General features: G+C 65.3%; 14 protein-coding genes. 3 read left to right on the plus strand and 11 right to left on the minus strand.

Features of this window, described 5'->3' with window-relative positions; genetic code table 11:
- Positions 1-154: 154 nt before the first annotated feature.
- Complete coding sequence (locus J2W94_RS14880; RefSeq protein ID WP_310095078.1) at positions 155-1,606, minus strand: PLP-dependent aminotransferase family protein; 1,452 nt, start codon at positions 1,604-1,606, stop codon at positions 155-157.
- A 60-nt stretch (positions 1,607-1,666) separates the two neighbouring features.
- Here J2W94_RS14880 and J2W94_RS14885 point away from each other — a divergent pair, with 60 nt between their 5' ends.
- Together J2W94_RS14885 and J2W94_RS14890 are read left to right on the plus strand one after the other, a co-directional pair.
- On the plus strand, positions 1,667-2,350 hold the full coding sequence (locus J2W94_RS14885) for a YczE/YyaS/YitT family protein (RefSeq protein WP_310095081.1): 684 nt from the start codon (positions 1,667-1,669) through the stop codon (positions 2,348-2,350).
- Positions 2,347-3,210: a PhzF family phenazine biosynthesis protein gene (locus J2W94_RS14890; protein WP_310095083.1), complete on the plus strand. Its 864-nt coding sequence runs from the start codon at positions 2,347-2,349 to the stop codon at positions 3,208-3,210. The genes J2W94_RS14885 and J2W94_RS14890 overlap by 4 nt, the downstream gene beginning before the upstream one ends.
- A gap of 38 nt (positions 3,211-3,248) precedes the next feature.
- Here J2W94_RS14890 and J2W94_RS14895 read toward each other — a convergent pair whose 3' ends face one another.
- From J2W94_RS14895 to J2W94_RS14910, 4 genes are all read right to left on the minus strand, one after another.
- Complete coding sequence (locus J2W94_RS14895) at positions 3,249-5,306, minus strand: FAD-dependent oxidoreductase (RefSeq protein WP_310095085.1); 2,058 nt, start codon at positions 5,304-5,306, stop codon at positions 3,249-3,251.
- A 3-nt stretch (positions 5,307-5,309) separates the two neighbouring features.
- On the minus strand, positions 5,310-6,614 hold the full coding sequence (locus J2W94_RS14900; protein WP_310095088.1) for an APC family permease: 1,305 nt from the start codon (positions 6,612-6,614) through the stop codon (positions 5,310-5,312).
- A 303-nt stretch (positions 6,615-6,917) separates the two neighbouring features.
- Positions 6,918-8,210 (minus strand): metal-dependent hydrolase family protein, encoded by a 1,293-nt coding sequence (locus J2W94_RS14905; RefSeq protein ID WP_310095091.1) that lies wholly within the window; start codon positions 8,208-8,210, stop codon positions 6,918-6,920.
- Positions 8,207-9,277 carry an aromatic ring-hydroxylating oxygenase subunit alpha gene (locus J2W94_RS14910; protein WP_310095094.1) on the minus strand — a complete coding sequence of 357 codons (1,071 nt, stop codon included), beginning with the start codon at positions 9,275-9,277 and terminating at the stop codon, positions 8,207-8,209. The genes J2W94_RS14905 and J2W94_RS14910 overlap by 4 nt, the downstream gene beginning before the upstream one ends.
- 58 nt (positions 9,278-9,335) lie before the next feature.
- Between J2W94_RS14910 and J2W94_RS14915 the strand changes: the two genes are divergently transcribed.
- Positions 9,336-9,470 carry a hypothetical protein gene (locus J2W94_RS14915; RefSeq protein ID WP_310095097.1) on the plus strand — a complete coding sequence of 45 codons (135 nt, stop codon included), beginning with the start codon at positions 9,336-9,338 and terminating at the stop codon, positions 9,468-9,470.
- A 169-nt stretch (positions 9,471-9,639) separates the two neighbouring features.
- On the opposite strand, the gene J2W94_RS14920 is transcribed toward J2W94_RS14915, so the two are convergent.
- The 6 genes from J2W94_RS14920 to J2W94_RS14945 form a co-directional block, all read right to left on the minus strand.
- Entirely contained in the window at positions 9,640-11,652 is a 2,013-nt protein-coding gene (locus tag J2W94_RS14920; RefSeq protein WP_310095100.1) for a S9 family peptidase, read from the minus strand.
- A gap of 185 nt (positions 11,653-11,837) precedes the next feature.
- Positions 11,838-13,175 carry an acetyl ornithine aminotransferase family protein gene (locus J2W94_RS14925; protein ID WP_310095102.1) on the minus strand — a complete coding sequence of 446 codons (1,338 nt, stop codon included), beginning with the start codon at positions 13,173-13,175 and terminating at the stop codon, positions 11,838-11,840.
- 49 nt (positions 13,176-13,224) lie between these two features.
- On the minus strand, positions 13,225-14,010 hold the full coding sequence (locus J2W94_RS14930) for a CoA-transferase subunit beta (protein ID WP_310095105.1): 786 nt from the start codon (positions 14,008-14,010) through the stop codon (positions 13,225-13,227).
- Complete coding sequence (locus J2W94_RS14935; RefSeq protein WP_310095108.1) at positions 14,007-14,861, minus strand: CoA transferase subunit A; 855 nt, start codon at positions 14,859-14,861, stop codon at positions 14,007-14,009. The genes J2W94_RS14930 and J2W94_RS14935 overlap by 4 nt, the downstream gene beginning before the upstream one ends.
- Complete coding sequence (locus tag J2W94_RS14940; RefSeq protein WP_310095111.1) at positions 14,858-16,426, minus strand: aldehyde dehydrogenase family protein; 1,569 nt, start codon at positions 16,424-16,426, stop codon at positions 14,858-14,860. The genes J2W94_RS14935 and J2W94_RS14940 overlap by 4 nt, the downstream gene beginning before the upstream one ends.
- Complete coding sequence (locus J2W94_RS14945; RefSeq protein WP_310095115.1) at positions 16,423-17,751, minus strand: aminotransferase class III-fold pyridoxal phosphate-dependent enzyme; 1,329 nt, start codon at positions 17,749-17,751, stop codon at positions 16,423-16,425. The genes J2W94_RS14940 and J2W94_RS14945 overlap by 4 nt, the downstream gene beginning before the upstream one ends.
- Positions 17,752-17,829: the final 78 nt, after the last annotated feature.

The raw sequence follows: 17,829 nt of genomic DNA on the forward strand, positions 1-17,829 counted from the left end.
TGCGGGTGCCATTAATGATGTCTTGTTGATTTGGCTTCGGCTGATTCCGCTCGAGGTTTCGAAGTGGAGTCCGCGTGCGACCGGTAGGCGGCTGGTCCGGCGATCCTCTGTTCGGGCCGCCCTTGGCGATGCGTCCGAATGCGCACCGGCTGGATTAAGCAATCAGGAACCTCGATGTCTCGCGGCGGTTCCTCGATTCGAGCGGGCCGGCTGGCCAGGCGTCGGCGATGCGCCTGACGGCCTGCACCAACTCCTCCTCCGGCTTGGCGTACGGAATCCGCAGCCAGCTGTCGGATCCGCCTTCAACGCTGAAGACAGGGCCGGGAGCCAGATACACGCCCGCGCGTTCCATATCGGCAGCCAGTCGCGTCGCGCTGCCATGGGGCATCTGCATCCATAGCGTCAGGCCGCCGTCCGGCAGCCTGAAGCGCCAGCTTGGCAGGTGCTCGCGCAAAGCCCGTGCCAGTGCATCGCGGCGTTGCCGCAACTGGTCGCGCCGGGTAGCGAGGAGGTCGACGGCGCCGAGCAATTCGGTGGCCACCAATTGATCGAACAGCGAGCTGCCCAGGTCGATCTGCACGCGTGCCGCGATGATGCGGCTGACAAGGTGATGCGGGGCCCTGATCCATCCCACGCGCAAGCCGCCCCAGTACATCTTCGATGCGCTGCCGACGGTGATGGCGTCGGGCGCATAGGCGGCGAAGGGAGCGGGCATCGGATCGTCGGACAGACGAGTCGGCTGCAGCGTCTCGTCGACGATGGCGATGGTCCGCGCCGCCCGCAGCGCGTCGGCGTATCGCGCCCGGGCAGCGTCGCTCATCAGAAAGCCGGTGGGGTTTTGGAAATCGGGAATCAGATACGCAAGATGCGGCGAGGTCTGCCGCAAGGTGGCTTCGATGCCGTCCATATCCCAGCCTTCGTCACCCAGCGCATCCGACAACGGCGAGCTGATCAAGCGGCCGCCGCCGAGCCGCAGAGCCTCGATCGCATTGGAGTAAACCGGCGACTCGATCATGACGCGGTCGCCGGGACGGGAGAGTGCGCGGGCGATGATGGCGATGCCCGACAGTGCGCCGGAGGTGATCACGATCTGTTCGGCGGTCGTGGGCAGCCCACGTCGCACATACGACTCGGCGATGAGGGTCCGTAGCCCTGGCAATCCCGACGGCAGGTAGCCGTCGCTGGCCAGATAGGCAGGCAGGGCGGCGAGGGCGCGCTCGTACGCCGCGGCGACTCCCGGCGTCGCCGCGCCGGCCGCGCAGTTCAGGTCAATCGCACCTTCGAACGACTGCGTCGCGCCCAAGGAGTGCAGGGCATGGTCATGCGCGCGTCGGCGATCCAACGGGGCGGCCGCATAGGTCCCCGATCCCTGCCGGGCGGCGGCGAAGCCGGCCGCGATCAGGTCCGCGTACGCGCGGGTAACCGTGTTGCGGGAAACGCCGAGCGCTTCGGTGACGGCACGTTCGCTGGGAAGGCGGGTGCCGACGGGGATCCGTCCATCGCCGATCAGTTCCTGTAGCGCTTGACGCAGGCCGCGATAGGCAGGCGAACGATTGAAGTCGCCGACGAGCGCGGCGAGGCGATCTGGGGCCAGGGATCGGTTCATGAGGCCACTATCGCACGATTGGCTCTATATAAAAGAGCCAATTGACGCGATCGTGGCGGCATGAAAACAACCACTTCCCTTTCCGGCCTGGCCAATCTGGGTCCCCTCACGCAACTCAAGGCCGGGCGACTTCCGGAACGCCTGCTGCGGCTCCTGGTCGGCCTGTGGCTTTACGGCCTGGCCATCGCGTTGATGATCGAGGGCGCCGTCGGCGCCTCGCCGTGGGACATCTTCCACCTGGGCGTTTCGCTGCACGTGCCGTTGTCCTTCGGCACGATCATGATTGTCACGGCGGTTGGTGTCCTGCTGGCCTGGGTTCCTCTGCGTCAGATGCCGGGCCTGGGCACGGTGGCCAACACCCTCTTGCTGGGTCCGTTCGCGGACCTCAATCTGACCCTGCTCGCCACGCCGGATAGCCTGCTGCTGCGGTGGGCCTACCTGCTGGGCGGCGTGGTGGTCTGCGCGTTTGCCACGGCCCTGTACGTTGGCGCCCAGTTGGGGCCGGGGCCGCGCGACGGCCTGATGACCGGGCTAGCGCGCCGGACCGGATGGTCCATCCGCTGGGTCCGTACCGTCATCGAGATCACGGTGCTGGTCATCGGTGTGTTGCTGGGCGGCATCGTCGGTGTCGGCACGGTGGTGTTCGCGCTTGGTGTCGGTCCGCTGACGCAGTTTTTCCTGCGCTATCTGGTGGTGCGGCTGGACCCGCCCCTCCGCAGCGCGTTGGCCGAGGAGGCCCGATGAACCCCGTCGTTCTGCGTTACAGCGCCTTCACCGCCGATCCGGCAGGCGGCAACCCGGCCGGCGTGGTGCTCGATGCGCGCGGCATCCCGGAAGCCGAGATGCAGCGTATCGCCGCTCAAGTGGGCTACTCCGAGACCGCCTTCCTGCTGCCGCGAGCGGACGGCGAATTCGATGTCCGCTACTTCAGCCCGCGCGCGGAAGTCAGTTTTTGCGGGCACGCCACCATTGCGGCGATCGTGGCGCACGCCGAGCGCAACGGCCTTGGCGAAAGGGTGCTGCACACACGGGCCGGGCGGGTGCGGGTCTGCGTCGACGACACGTTGGCGGCTACGCTGATCAGCGTCGAACCGCAGGTGGCAGCGCTCGATGCGGGCGATCTCGATCTGATCCTGGCCGCGCTGCATTGGCGCAGCGACGAACTCGACCCGGCGCTGCCGCCCGCCATCGCGTATGCGGGGGCTTGGCATCCGGTCATCGCCGTGGCCACGCGGGCGCGCCTGGCGCAGTTGGACTATGCCTTCGATGCGCTCGCCGAGCTCATGGCACGGCGCAACTGGACGACGTTGAATCTGGTGTGGCGCGAAAGCGCGGCGACGTTCCACGCCCGCAATCCGTTTCCTCCTGGCGGCGTGGTGGAGGATCCTGCCACCGGAGCCGCCGCGGCGGCGCTCGGCGCCTACCTCGCAGCCCGCGACGCATTGCCTGCCCAGCGGACCTTCACTATCCATCAGGGCGAGGACATGGGCCGCCCCAGCCGGCTCACCGTATCCGTGCCCCAGGACATGCGCACGGGTATCTGGGTCAGCGGTACCGCGGTGAAGATCGAAGAGGCTGCCAGCGAAGCGCATGGACTTGGCTGAGGGTTGTGCCGATGTCCGCTATTGGCCGCGGTGGTCGGCTAGTCCGTATGGAAGTGGCGCTTGAACACGACGTCGCCGGTCGGATCCGCATCCAGTTCGCGCGCATAACGATGGCCTTCATAGACCGCATGCGCGATGAGCCCCGGGGCCAGCGCATCGCCGATGCAGCGCGCGGAGCGGATGCCGGCGTCGGTCCATTCTTGCTGGCGCGACAGCAGCGACTGGTAGAGCGCGTCGTCGGGCAGGCGCGCGGTGATAGCGACCACCGCATCGCATTCCAGCGTGCGCGGCTTTCCGCTCCAGACGTGTTCGAGCGACAGCGTCGTACCCTCGAGACCGACGATGTTGTGCGACACCACCTGGTCGACCTCGAGTTCCGCCATACGGACCTGGATATGCCGGTAGTCCAGCGTATGCACGCTCCACGAGGCGATGGTGTCGTCGGCGGTGAGGTAGACCACCTCGCAGCCGTGTTTGCGTAGCGCTTCGGCGATCACGCTGCCCAGATAGAAATAGTCGTCGTCGAAAATGACCACCCGGCCCTGCGGCAGGCGGCCGTCCATGATGTCGTCGGGCGTGAAGATGCGGTCGCTATCGGCGAAGCCTGCGATCCCCAATCCGTTGCTGCGCCCATAGCCATCGCGGCGCCAGTGGCAGCCGGTGGCCAGCACCACGTGCTCGGCGCCGAAGTCGAGAACGTCCTGCGCCGTCAGTTGCGAATCCTGATAGACGCTCACGTTCTGCAGCTTGCCGATCTGGCTCACGCGCCAGTCGCGTACGCGCGCCCACTCGGACAGGCCGGGCAGTCGTGATTCGCGGGTGACGCGGCCGCCGAGTTCCTTGCGTGCTTCGGCCACATTCACCTCGTAGCCGCGCTGTCCCAGTGCGCGCGCGGCTTCAAGACCGGCCGGTCCGGCACCGACCACCAGCACGCGCGATTCGGATCGACGTACGGGGATCTTCTCCGGATGCCAGTCCTTGCGCCACTCTTCGCCCATGGTCGGATTCTGCGTGCAGCGGATCGGCGACACGGTCATGTCGCCCGACACGCAGATATTGCAGCCGATGCACTCGCGGATGTCGTCGATACGGCCTTCCTCGATCTTCTTCGGCAGGAAGGGATCGGCGATGGACGGGCGTGCGGCGCCGATCAGGTCCAGCACCCCGCGCTTGATCTGCGAGACCATGGTGTCGGGCGAAGTGAAACGGCCCACGCCGACCACCGGCTTGCTGGTGGTCTTCTTGACGAAATCGATGAAGGGCTCTTGCGCCCCTTCGGCCGCGAAGCGGGAGGGCAGGGAATCGTTGTACCAGGCGGCGACGTTCACGTCCCACAGATCCGGAATCTCCGCCAGCATGCCCACGATGTCGCGCGCTTCGTTCAACTCCATGCCGCCGGGTCCAAGCAACTCTTCGGTGGCGAAACGGAGGGCGACGCCGCAGGTATCGCCGACCGCGTCCTTCGTGTCCTGCAGCACTTCGCGCAACAGGCGCACGCGGTTCTCCAGCGAACCGCCGTACTCGTCGGTGCGCTGGTTGCGGCGGCGTTGCAGGAAATGCATCGCCAGCGACAGGTCGTGCCCGGCGTAGACGTAGATGATGTCCATGCCCGCGCGTTTGCCGCGGATGGCCGCCTCGCGGTGCCAGCGACGGTATTCGCGGATGTCGTGCAGGTCCATGGCCCGCGCCTGCGCCGGGTAGCCGTACTTGGTGGGCTGGTGCGAAGGGGCTATCAGCACTTCGCGCGAATACAGATTGGAAGCGGTCGGCCCGTTATGCGACAACTCCAGCGCCGCCAGCGCGCCGTGCGCGTGCACTTTGTCGCTCATCAGCGCCAGCGCGGGAATGTCGCGGTCGTCCCACAGGCGCGCTTCGACGTACGGGGTCAGGTCGCTGCTGGGGTGGATCTCGCATTCTTCGGTCGAGATCACCGCCCAGCCGCCTTCGGCCTTCACCTCGCGCATCGCCGCATGCGCCAGCGGCATGGCGTGGCCCATGCCGTTGCAATGCGGCACCTGGAAGAAACGGTTCTTGGCGGTCACCGGGCCGATCCGCACCGGCGTGAACAGCAGGTCGTAGCGTGGATCGCGGGCCATGGTTCAGACCGTTTTCGGGCGCAGGCGCATGAAGAGATAGAGGGGGAGGCCGGCGGCCCCCAGTCCCAACGCCAGCAGGAAAGGCTCGTGACCCAGCCCGACGAAGGCGAACAACACGTAGGCCGTTCCCATGATCGCGATCACCAGCATGTCGCGAATGCCTTGACCAGTCATCTTCTTGCCGCGCCACCACAAAATGCCCAAGGCGAGCGAGCAGCACAGGTACAACGGAAGATTGGCGGCGGTCACCACCGTGCTGAGGAAGGTGAAGCCCGACACCAGCGATTTGCTGTAACTCATCAAGATCATGATGCTGGCCAGCGCAGCGGTGACCAGCAGGGCGAATGCCGGCGCGCCGCGGCGGTTATTGCGCGACAGAAACGTGGGCAGCACGCCGTTGTCGGCCATGGTGCGGGTCAGCTCGCCGACCAGCAAGGTCCAGCCATTCAGCGCACCCAGGCCGCTGATCACCACGAACAAGGCCAGCCAGCGCCCGAAGCCATCGCCGACGAATCGGTCCATCAGCAGCGCGAACGGGGCGGGCGCGGCTGCCAGTTCCTGCGAGGGAATCAGCAGCAGCGGCACCGTCGAGACGATGAGGTAGATCATCGCGGTGAGCAAGGTGCCGACGATGGTCGCGCGCGGAATCGTGCGCCCCGGATTCTCGACCTTGGCCGCCGGCACCGTGGCCGACTCTATGCCCAGCATCGCGAACAGGGCGATGGTCGAAGCCGCCATCGCATCGCTTAGCGCGATCGGTTTGGTGGGCAGATGCGCCACGTAAGCCTGCGGCGACCTGAGCAGCATCCAGGCGCCCAGCAGGGCGATGGCCAGCATCGGCAGCAGCTTCAGGGTCGTGGTCACGATCTGCACGCCGCCGCCGGTGCGCACGCCGAACAAGTTGATGGCAACGAACGTCCACAGCAGGCCGAGCGCGAACAGCGAAGGTTGCAGTTGTCCGAGTTCCGGAACGACCGCGGTGATGTAGGCGACCACACCGGTGGCCAGCGCCGCATTGGTGATCCATACCGAAACCCAGTAGCACCACAGCGCGATATAGGCGGGCAAGTCACCCAGGGTGCTGCGCACATAACCATAAGGGCCGTCGGCATGCGCCAGTTCGCGCGCCAGCCGCGCGAACACCCGCGCCAGCGCAATGCAACCGACGACGGTGATGCCCCAGCCGATCATCGCGTTGTAGCCGTAGGGCGCCAGCGAGGCTGGCAACAGGAAGATGCCCATGCCGATGGTGTTGCCTACTACCAGTGCGGTGCAGGTCCAGAAGCCGATCTTCTTGGTATCGTTCATGCTGCTCCGGGTTGCGATGCGCTGGCCATGCAAGGAGAGGATGGATTGTTCCCTTCTCCCCTTGTGGGAGAAGGTGGCGCGTAGCGCCGGATGAGGGGTTGCCGGAGAACGTCTGCATTGGAGCAAGGGGACGGATCTAACGCCGCAACCTCGCCAGTTCGGCTTCGGACAGAGAATGAACGCCCAAGTGTCACCGACTTCGGCGACCCCTCTCCCGCCGCGCAAGGCGCGTCGACCTCTCCCACAAGGGGAGAGGTGGTGCGTTCAGCGAAGCGAATAGTGGTCATCTTCGTTCGCCGAAACTCAATCCATCGACACCAGTTGTCCAGCCTTCACTACTCCACGCACCTCGCGCAGGCATTCCACGTCCCGCAGCGGATCGCATTCCACCGCGACCAAATCCGCGAACTTGCCCACGGTAATCGAGCCCAGCTCCTTCTCCTTTCCAAGCAAGGTGGCCGAACCGATCGTCGCCGACTGGATCGCCTGCAGCGGGGTCATTCCGTACTTCACCATGTAGGCGAACTGGCGCGCGTTGTCGCCGTGCGGATAGACCCCGGCATCGGTGCCGTAGGAAATGTTGACGCCGGCCTTGACCGCTTTTCTGAACCCTTGGCGCTGCGCATCGGTGGTTTCCAGGTTCTTGCGCATGATCTCCTCGGACCAGCCGGCCTGGCGGCCGACAGTATCGATGTAGTCGCCGTTGTAGATGTCCGCGTCCAGCCAGGTCCCATACCGCTTCATCAGAGCGATGGATTCGTCGTCCATCAGCGAGCCGTGTTCGATCGAACGGACACCCGCGCGCACCGCGCGCTTGATGCCCTCGGCGCCATGGGCATGAGCGGCGACGAAGGTGCCGTGTTTCTTCGCTTCCTCGACCGCCGCGCGGATCTGGGCTTCGGTGTATTCCGATTGGCCCGGTTCCGTGCCCGCCGCCAGCACCGCGCCGGTGGCGATGACTTTGATGAAGTCGGCGCCATGGTCCAGCAGATAATCGACGTGCTCGCGGATCTCCTGTTCGTTGTTGGAGACGCCCAGACGGAATTCAGGCGGCACCACCGTTCCCGCAGGCAGACCGGTGATCTCGCCGCCGCCGCCGCTGATGGTGATGTAGGCGCCGGCCACGAACATGCGCGGTCCCGGCACCAGGCCCGCATTGATCGCATCGCGCAGGGTCACGTCGGCCAGGCCGCGGAATACGCCGACGTCGCGCACGGTGGTGAAGCCGGCGCGCAGCGTGTCCCGCGCATTCTTCGCGCCGATGAAGGCGTCGCGCCCGGGATTGCTTTTCAGCGGCGTGGCGGGATCGGCGGACTGGCCTTCGTCGGCCAGGTGGGTGTGCATGTCCATCAAGCCGGGAACGACGGTGTAGGCCGACCAGTCGAGAACCTGCGTGCCGGCGGCAGCGGCGTTCCAGGGCGTTATGGAAACGATCTTTCCGTCTTCGATGCCGATGGCCTGGTCCGTCAGCACTTTTCCCGTCTCGACCTCCAGCAGATGTCCGGCGCGGACGACGGTATGTTCCGCGCAGCCCGCATCGGCAGCGAATGCGCAAAGCGAGAATGCGGCTACCAACAGGGAAGCGCGAAGGGTCATGCGGATGCTCCAGCGTCGTCGGCATAGGCCGCGCGCAACAGATTCTGAAAATGCCAGACGCCGCTTTCGCGTTTGGGGCAAAGCCGGCCGGCTTCGTAGAAACCGGAGGCCAGCCCTTTCTGCACCGCTTCGCAGATGGTCACGTCCTCGATCTGCACTTCGTCGCTGAAGGCCTGGTCGGCGGCGATGCGCGACATGGCTTTGTCGTCCTGCGCGTAGTAATAGTCGAACTCCACGCGGCAGCGTCCCGGACCCAGCGGCAGGATGCGGTTGGTCTGCAAGCGCCCCGGCATGATGTTGAGCATCACGTTGGGATAGACGTGGTAGTAGAACGCCTCGCCTTCGCCATAGAACTCGCCGCCATCGCGCAGCGGCGAGGATTGCAGCGAATACCACGGAAAGATCTCGGTGCCGTAGGCGCGGTAGTCCAACACCTTGGACAGGCCGGGATGCACGTGCGGCAGGTGGTAGCCTTCCAGGAAATTGTCGATGTAGACCTTCCAATTGCAGTCTATGTCGTAGGAATCCCGGCGCAGGTAGCGCATCGCCGACAGGTCGATCGGGGCGATCCGTTCGACGATGCCGCCATAGACTTCTTCGAAGGCCGGCACGTCGTCGCTCAGGGCCACGAACACCAGACCCTGCCATTCGTGCACGCGCAACGGCGGCAGGCGGATGTCGGCCACGTTGAAGTCGGCGGCGGCCTGCATTTCCGGCGCGCTGCGCAGCTGGCCTTCCAGCGTGTAGGTCCAGCCGTGGTACTTGCAATGCAAGGCGCGCGCGCCCTTGCCGTTGCACAGCGCCAGCGGGCCGGCGCGATGGCGGCAGACATTGGGGAAGGCGCGCAGCACGCCGTCCTGTCCGCGGATCACGATCACGGGAACTTCACCGATCTTCTCGACCACATGGTCGCCCAGCTCGGCCAGCTGATCGTGGCGCGCCACCAGTTGCCAGCTGCGTGCGAACACCGAGCGATGTTCCATCGCCAGCATGTCCTCGCCGAAGTAATAGCGCGCCGGCAAGGCGCTCGCCAGCTCCAGTTTCTTTGCCGCATCAACTGCCCGCATCGCGTCCTCCCGTGGTTGTAAGCATCATTGCCGCCCGGCTCTGTTTGCGGGGCGTCGCATGATCCGTTCCCCCGCCGCAGCCGCATTGTGCGCGTTCTGCGCGCCGGCGTCCGCTGCCACGTGCGATATGCAGGACAACGACGGGCGCGTCGATGCGATCCCGCATCTTGAATCGGTGGGGCGGTTGAAGTGATTCAGAAGGTACACGCCACGGAATGAGTTCACAGCAGAATATAAATTTGTCATCCCGAACGCAGTGAGGGATCTGCTTTTGCTTTTGTCCGGCCGCAGACAAACAGATCCCTCACTGCGTTCGGGATGACAAAGATTATTGATCTTGCTTAAGTCGTACATTATGTGGATCAAGGCTTCAGGTACTTGTCGTACCACGCCAGATTCCGCTCCAGCCGGTCGCGCAGGTAGCTAGGCACGGTCAGGCCGTGATTCTCGCCGGGATAGATCACCAGCTGCGTGGGCACATTCAACGAGCGCAGCGCCTGGTACATCTGCTCGGCACCCAGACACGGCACGTTGAAGTCCTTCTCCGCGCACTGGAACAAGGTCGGTGTCTTGATGCGGTCGGCATGCAGGAACGGATAACTGGCTTGATCGTACAGCTTGCGATTGTTCCAGGGTGTGCCCAGCTCAAGCTCGTATTCGCGGATGTACTGGTCATGGCCGTACATGGCGTACATGTTGGATGCGCCCGCGCCGCTGACCGCCGCCTTGAAGCGGGCGTCGCGCGCGATTACGGCGTTGGTCAGGATGGAACCGTAGCTCCAGCCGCCGATACCCAGGCGTTCCGGGTCGGCGATACCCATCTTGATCACGTGGTCCACGCCGGCCAGCACGTCCTGCACGTCCTTGTTGCCCCAGTCGGCATAGATCTCTTTCGCGAAATCGAAGCCCTTGCCGGAACTGCCGCGTGGATTAAGCGCGACGACGGCGTAGCCATGCGCCGCATAGACCTGCCAGTCGGCCATGAATTCGTGGCTGTATTCGTACACCGGACCGCCGTGGAGGCGCAGCAGGGTGGGGTAGCGCTTGCCGCTCTGGTAACCGACCGGCTTGACCAACATGCCTTCGATCGTGTCGCCGTCGTCATTCTTGAAGCCGATCTTCTCCACCTCGGCCAGTTGCTTCTGCGCCAGCCATTCGTTGTGTTTCCCCAACGCGCGAAGACCGTCGCCCTCCAATGCCGAGATCTCATAGGGATGATGATCGTCGCCGCCGAGCACCACGATGCGATCGTTGGCGGCGACGTCCAGGTCGTAGTCGAAGCGGTCGCCGTGGGTCAGTTCGGTGACCTTGCCGTCGGCCAGGTCGATGCGCGAGAGATGGGTGACCAGGCTTTGCTCTATCAGCGCATAGACGCTCTTTCCGTCCGCGGACCAGCGCGGCTTGTAGAAGCAGCGGTCGATCGGCGCCGGAATCGTAGCCTGGCCGGTGGCCACGTCCACGACGGCGAGCTGCCAAGGCGCGTAATAGATCCACTTGTCCTCGCCGCTTTGCAGGTAGGCGATGCGTGTGCTGTCGGGACTCCACGCCGGCCGGGTTTCCCAGTAGGGATCGAGGTCGGAGCCTGGGAACGTGGTGACCTGGCGCTCGCTGGCCCCGGCCCTGGGTTCGATGACGTAGAGATCGAAGTTGAGGTGACGGTCCGGGTCGTTTCCGCGCTTGCTGACATAGGCGATCAGTTGTCCATCCGGCGACCACGCGGGAAGCTGCTCGTCGTGCGCACCTGAAGTCAGTTGCTGGACCTCGCCGCTGGCGATGTCCAACAGATACAGATGCTTGCGCCGCGAACCCAGGTAATCGGCGCCGTCTTCCTTGAACTGGTAGCGCTCGGTGACGATCGGCGGCGGGTTCTTCGGCTTGGGCGTTCCTGTGGGAAACTCCGGATCGAGCGCGATCACCGCAAGCCGTTTGCCGTCCGGCGACCAGACGAAATCTTCCACGCCATCGGCGAAGGCGGTGAGCCTGCGCGCGCTGCCGCCTTGCGCAGGAATCGTCCAGACCTGCGTGATCGCATTCTCTTTCTCTTTTTCTTTTTTGAGCTTTTGATCGGAGAGGAAGGCGATCTGCCGTCCGTCCGCCGACCATTGCGGACGCGATTCGCTGCTGTCGGGGGTGTGGGTCAGTTGGGTTCTGCCGCCGCCATCGAAACCTACGCGCCACAGATCGGACTGGGCCTTGTCCTCGGCCGGATTGGCGGTACTGACCGTATAGACCAGCGTTTGCCCGTCGGGCGCGAATTCCGGTTCGGCCACGTCGGCCAGCCGCGCCAGGTCGGAAGGAAGAAAGCGGTTGTCGTGCGGCAGCGAAACAGCGGGGTAGGCAAGCGCGGGAAGAACAATCAGCGCGATAAGCGACAAACTACGTTTGTGACGCGTCTTTGTATTCCGTTCGTGGTGAGCTTGTCGAACCACGCTCTTGGCGCGATGCCGGCGAATCATGATTGTCCATCCTGGCCGCGAAAAGCGTGGTTCGACAAGCTCACCACGAACGGATTGAGAGGCAGTAGCCGAACCGAATCTGGGCCATGCGCAGTCTGCATAGGTCAAGCGCCAGATTTTAGGGATTCATCAATGCTTTTCCTGAGCATCTCTATCGCCTCGTCGACTTCTTCCGCACTCACGTTCAACGGCGGCATGAACCGCACCGTGCTCGCGCCGCAGGAAAGCAGCAGCAGGCCGTTGTGGAAGGCGCGGGTGACGATGTCGTCGCAGAGGTTGCGTGCGGGCGTCTTCGCACCATCGTCCTCGATCAGCTCCATGCCGATCATCAGTCCCTGGCCGCGCACTTCGCCGATACAGGGATACGACTGCGCCAGTTCGCGCAACCTGGCCATGAAGCGCGCACCGACGGTCGCCGCGTTGTCCATCAGTCCGCCACGGACCAGGTCCAGCGTCGCATTGGCGGCCGCGCAGGCCAGCGGATTGCCGCCATAGGTATTGCCGTGGGCGCCCCGTTTCCACTGCGACATCAACGATTTCCTGGCTACCACCGCGCCGATGGGAAGGCCTGAGCCCAGGCCTTTGGCCAGGGTCATGATGTCGGGCGCCACGCCAGCGTGTTCGCAGGCGAACATCTTGCCGGTGCGTCCGACGCCCGATTGCACTTCATCGAAGATCAACAGGATGCCGTGCTCATCGCACAACGCGCGCAGGCCGGCCAGGAATCCGTCCGGCGGAACCACGTAGCCACCTTCGCCCTGCAGCGGTTCCACCAGGATGGCCGCGACTTCGGCGGCGGGCACGTTGCGCTCGAACAGCATGCGCAAATAATCGAGCACGGCCTTGCCCTGGTCGTCGCCGGCGAACAGCGGGCGGTAAGGATTGGGGTAGGGCACATGGGTGACGCCCGGCATGGTCGGTGCGAAGCCGAGTTGCTGGGTGTATTTGCTGGAAGTGAAAGACAGCGAACCCATGGTGCGGCCATGGAAGCCGCCCAGAAAGCCGATGAAGCGCGGACGCCGGGTCACATAGCGCGCCAGTTTCAATGCGCCTTCCACCGCTTCGGTGCCGGACTGGCACAGGAAGCTCATCGCGGGTTCGTCGGCAATCGTCCGCATGGGCGCGATGGCGGCCAGGCGCTCGCCCAGAGTGGTCATGCCTTCGTGCCAGTAGTCGCTGGAGATATGCAGGAAATCGTCCGCCGCCGCTTTCACTGCGCTCACTACCTGCGGATGCGCGTGCCCGGTGGCGCATACCGCGATGCCCGCGGCGAAATCGAGGAAGCGGTTGCCGTCCACGTCCCAGACCTGGGTGCCCCGTCCATGCGACATCACGAACGGATAGTCGCGCGGATAGGAAGGGGAAATGACTTCCGCGTCGCGCGCGATCATGGCGCTGGCCTTGGGGCCGGGAAGCGCGGTCTTGAGGTGCGGATGGCTCATGGAAGGTCTCTGGATCGGTTCGTGGGATCGCGTTTGCGGCAGCGCATTACTACAAGGGAAGCGCGACGGGCTGCGCATGCGCGGCCCGCGTCCGCGCATGCAGATCGCGCAGGATCTCCAGTTCCCTGACCTCGGGCGCATCGATGATGCCGACATGGTCGGCCAGCGCCAGCGGCCAGCCCACAGCGGCGCGGGCTTCCTCCACATGCACTCCGCAGAACAAAGCGCACAACTGCAATTCCTGTGTCTGCGGATGCGGCGCCAGCATGCCGAAGTCGGTGATCACCGAACACGGCCCGCGTCCCGGAGCGCCGCTCCGCGCCCGCGCGCCCGAGCCCTGCAGATAGCCGGCGGTGGTGCGGAAATCCAGGCTGGTCACGAAGCTGCGCGGCGAAGCTTTCAGCATGACGAAGGTCTGCCTGGCGTGGGCGGCTATTTCCGGTGCGCCCCCGGCGCCGGGCAGGCGCGCATGCGGCACGTCGTAGGAACCGATCACGGTGCTGTTGAGATTGCCGTAGCGATCGATCTGCGCCGCGCCCAGAAAACCCACGTCCACGCGTCCGGCCTGCAGGTAGTAGCTGAAGATTTCCGGCAGCGGGACCACGCAGGCGGCGGTACGGGCGAGTTCGCCGTCGCCGATGGACAGCGGCAGCACGTCGGGACGCGTGCCGAGAGTGCCCGACTCGTAGATCAGCACGATCTCCGGCGCATGAGTGAGGCGGGCCAGGTTGCAGGCGGCGCTGGGCAAGCCGATACCGACGAAGCAGACACAACCATCCCACAGCAACCGCGAGGCGGCGATCGTCATCCATTCTTCGCGCGTGCAGGCGGTCATGCCGCGTCTTCCAACAGGCCGCCGAGGAAATCGCGGTGGTCGGCGCTGCGCAGCACGTGCGCGTCCATCCATGCCAGGAAGCTTTCGCGGTCGCGCGAGATGGCGTCCCAATGCAGATAGAAAGCGTTGTCGCGTTCGTAATGACCCTGCGCATAGGACGGATAGGCGCCGCCAGGGCAGTGCGCGACCGCGCTCACGATCCAATGAGGCAGCAGGATGGCGTTCATGGCGGGGGCGAGATTCTCGACCAGTTCCTCCACCGTGACCACCAGCGTCTTGGCCGCCAGCGCCGCTTCGCGCGCCGCGCCGACGATGCCGTGCAGGGCGATGTTGCCCTGGCGATCGGCGCATTGCGCATGCAGGATGGTCACATCCGGGTTGATCGCCGGCACCGCGGCCAGCGTTTCTCCGGTGTACGGACACTGCACGCTGCGGATGCCGGGATTGTGCGCCGGCAGGTCGGTATCCAGATAGCCGCGCAGCACGCCGAACGGCAATCGCGCCGCACCGGCGCAATAGGCGGCCGCCATGCCGGCGTGACTGTGTTCGTCCAACTGCAGCGGTGCGGGCCAGCGCTGCTCCACCGCATCGCGCAGGCGGTGCAGGGAGCCGACCCCGGGATTGCCGCCCCAGGAGAAAGTCAGCTTGCGCGCGCAGCCCATGCCGATCATCTGGTCGTAGATGAGATCCGGCGTCATCCGCACCAGGTGCAGATCGTGGCGGCGCTGGCGGATGATCTCGTGGCCGGCGGCGAAGGGAATGAGATGGGTGAACCCTTCCAGCGCGACGCAGGCGCCGTCGTGCACGTGCTCGGCGATCGCGTCGGCCAGGGTGAGGAAGCGCGCGCTCATTCCACCACCGTGCGCGATTGTTCCCGCAGGTACTGCGCCAGGTAATAGAACGATGCGATGGCCTTGCCGGTGGAGCCGGAACCCTTCCAGCCACCGAATGGCTGGTAGCCCGGCCATGCCCCGGTGGTGGCGCCCTGCGGCCGGTTGGCGTAGGTGACGCCGGCTTCGATATGTTCGAAAAAATACTCCAGATCGTCGTCGCTGCCATAGCAGCCGGCGGTCAGACCCAGCGGAGAGTCGTTGGCCAGCCGCAGCGCTTCCTCGCGATCCTTCACCCGGCACAGCATGACGATGGGCAAGAACATCTCTTCGCGGAACAAGGGGTGATCGGCCGGCGCTTCGACCAGGGTCGGTGCGACGAAATAGCCGTGGGCCAGCTCGCCGTCGTCGAGGCGCCGCGCGCCGGCCAGCACCCGTCCGCCGTACTGCGCGAGCAGGGTCGAATAGCGCCCGTAGTTCGTCAGTGCGTTGGGGGTGGCGACCGGTCCCAGCCAGTTCTCTTTCAAGCTGGGATCGCCGATGCGCAGCGCCTGTATTTTCGCCAGCAGGTTCTCGATCAGCGCATCGGCGATCGTTGCGTCCGCGTAGACGCGCGAAAGCGCCGAGCATTTCTGCCCACCCATGCCGAACGCCGAACGCACGATGCCGGTGGCAGCGCGTTCCAGATCCGCGTTTGCGGTGACCACGCAGGCGTTCTTTCCGCCCATTTCGGCGATGCACGGCCGTGGATAGGCGCCAGCGGCCATCGCCCGATAGATGCGCATGCCCACATCGAAGGAACCGGTGAAAGTAACGCCGGCGGTACGCGGATGATCGACTAGCGTCTGCCCGATCTCGCTGCCATTGCCATTGAGGTAATTGAAAGCACCCGGCGGAAATCCGGCGTCGCGCAGACAGTCGGCCAGCAGGCGGCCCGACCAGGGCGTATCGCTGGCGCTCTTGAACACCACGGTATTGCCGGTGACCAAGGCCGCGGCGACCGGGCCGCCGGCCAGGGCGAACGGGAAATTGAACGGCGCGATCACCACCCAGACGCCGTAGGGCCGCATCACGCTGCGGTTGCGCGAACGGAAACCCGGCAGCGGATCGTCCGGCAACACGTGGTCGTAGCCTTGCTGGCGTTCGAAATCCTCGGCGTAGTGGCGGAAGAAGTCCGCCGTCTCCTGCACTTCGCCCAAGGCTTCCATGCGGTTCTTGCCGACTTCCAGGGTCAGCGCGGCCGCGATGGAGTAGACGCGTTCCTCGATCAGCGCGGCGACGCGCTTGAGCAGGCGTACGCGCTCGGCCAAGGAGGTCGCGCGCCAGCCGGCGAAGGCGGCCTGCGCCGCTTCCATCGCCTGATTGGCTTGCGCCACGTTCGCCAGGGCGAATTGGCCCAGTACCCGACGCTGGTCGATAGGACTGCGGCGTTGCTCCGAATCGGCGCCCGCGCAATCCTTTCCATCGATATGAAGGGTATGCGCTGCGCCCAGTCCCGCTTCGATCCCGGCCAACGCGGCATCGAAGCGGACGTGCAGGTCCGCCGGCGGATCGAACATCGTCGCGTAGGTCAGCTTGTAGCTCATGCGGGCTCCGCCACCACATTCGTCATCGCGCCGATCAGGCGGTCCAGCAGGTCCAGCGCGTCGGCCAGTTCGTCCTCGGCGATCACCAGTGGCGGCGCCAGGAGGATCAGATTGCCGCGTGCGGCGAACGACACGCCCTGCGCAAGCGCTTCGTCCAGCAGCGCTTTCAGCGGCGGCGCCATCTGCGGCCACGGGGCCAACGGGGTGCGGCTGGCGCGATCGGAAACCAGTTCTATCACCGCGAACAAGCCATGGCCGCCACGCACGTCGCCGATCGCCGGATGGCGCGACTGCATGTGCCGCAACGACGCGAACATCCGCCCGCCGAGCACGCGCGAGCGCTCGATCAGCTTCTCGTCCTCATAGGCCTGCAGCGCCGCCACGCCGGCGGCGCAGGACAACGGGTGACCGCAGTAGGTCAGGCCGGTGTAGAGCATTTCGTGCTCCAACAATGCGGCGATGCCCGCGGACACGACTACCGCGCCGAGCGGCAGGTGCGCGCCGGTCAGGCCTTTCGCCAGGGTCATCAGATCCGGCCTGGCGGCATCGCCATGACGCTGCCAGGCGAACCATTCGCCGCAACGGCCGAAGCCGCTCATCACTTCGTCGGCGATCAGCGGGATGCCGCATTCGCGGGTCAGCTCCCACAGCCCTGGCCAATAGTTGTCGGGCGCGACGATGCCGTTGGTGCCGGCGTTGGGTTCCATCATCACCGCGGCGATGTTCTGCGCACCGTGCTGGTCGACGGTTTCGGCAACCGCGGCGACGGCGCGCGCGCCGCATTGTTCGTCGCTGTCGCTGCCGAAGGGGCAGCGATAGGCGTACGGCGGCGGAACATGCAATACATGGAAGGCTTCGGGATCGACTTGCAGGCGCGTGCGCGAGTCGCCCGACAAGGCCATGCCCGCATAGCTGGCGCCATGATAGGAACGGTCGCGGGCGATCACCATGCCGCGCGGCAAACGGCGCGCCTGGCGCGCGAACTTGACCGCGTGCTCGTTGGCGTCGGCGCCGCCCAGGGTAAAGAACACGCGGCCGCCGTCGAAGCCGGATTTCTCCAACAGCATCTCGGCCAGATCCGCGCGCGGCTGCGCACCCCAGGCCGAAGTCACGAAACACAGGTGTTCGGCCTGTGCGCGGATGGCCGCAACGACATGCGGATGTTGGTGACCGAGATTGCTGCATTCGGCCAGACTGCTCATGTCCAGGTATTCGCGTCCCGCCTCGTCACGCAGGCGTGCGCCCTGGCCGCCGACAATGGTCGGCGCCCGCCATTCCGACTGCACGCACCAACTGTGCAGCACGTTCTCGCGCTCACTCGTCACAATCCATCCCGGCCCAGAGTTTGTGTATTTGTGCGGTAATCGAACACTAATTCGTATTGCGAACCCATTGGAAACCTT

The organism is Pseudoxanthomonas sacheonensis (genome assembly GCF_031455975.1).
GTDB lineage: Bacteria > Pseudomonadota > Gammaproteobacteria > Xanthomonadales > Xanthomonadaceae > Pseudoxanthomonas_A > Pseudoxanthomonas_A sacheonensis_A.

Excerpts from the sequence above, each read along its gene's own strand:
- J2W94_RS14880 (WP_310095078.1), bottom strand. The coding sequence starts at position 1,606 with ATGAACCGATCCCTGGCCCCAGATCGCCTCGCCGCGCTCGTCGGCGAC.
- J2W94_RS14885 (WP_310095081.1), top strand. The coding sequence starts at position 1,667 with ATGAAAACAACCACTTCCCTTTCCGGCCTGGCCAATCTGGGTCCCCTC.
- J2W94_RS14890 (WP_310095083.1), top strand. The coding sequence starts at position 2,347 with ATGAACCCCGTCGTTCTGCGTTACAGCGCCTTCACCGCCGATCCGGCA.
- J2W94_RS14895 (WP_310095085.1), bottom strand. The coding sequence starts at position 5,306 with ATGGCCCGCGATCCACGCTACGACCTGCTGTTCACGCCGGTGCGGATC.
- J2W94_RS14900 (WP_310095088.1), bottom strand. The coding sequence starts at position 6,614 with ATGAACGATACCAAGAAGATCGGCTTCTGGACCTGCACCGCACTGGTA.
- J2W94_RS14905 (WP_310095091.1), bottom strand. The coding sequence starts at position 8,210 with ATGACCCTTCGCGCTTCCCTGTTGGTAGCCGCATTCTCGCTTTGCGCA.
- J2W94_RS14910 (WP_310095094.1), bottom strand. The coding sequence starts at position 9,277 with ATGCGGGCAGTTGATGCGGCAAAGAAACTGGAGCTGGCGAGCGCCTTG.
- J2W94_RS14915 (WP_310095097.1), top strand. The coding sequence starts at position 9,336 with ATGATCCGTTCCCCCGCCGCAGCCGCATTGTGCGCGTTCTGCGCGCCG.
- J2W94_RS14925 (WP_310095102.1), bottom strand. The coding sequence starts at position 13,175 with ATGAGCCATCCGCACCTCAAGACCGCGCTTCCCGGCCCCAAGGCCAGC.
- J2W94_RS14930 (WP_310095105.1), bottom strand. The coding sequence starts at position 14,010 with ATGACCGCCTGCACGCGCGAAGAATGGATGACGATCGCCGCCTCGCGG.
- J2W94_RS14935 (WP_310095108.1), bottom strand. The coding sequence starts at position 14,861 with ATGAGCGCGCGCTTCCTCACCCTGGCCGACGCGATCGCCGAGCACGTG.
- J2W94_RS14940 (WP_310095111.1), bottom strand. The coding sequence starts at position 16,426 with ATGAGCTACAAGCTGACCTACGCGACGATGTTCGATCCGCCGGCGGAC.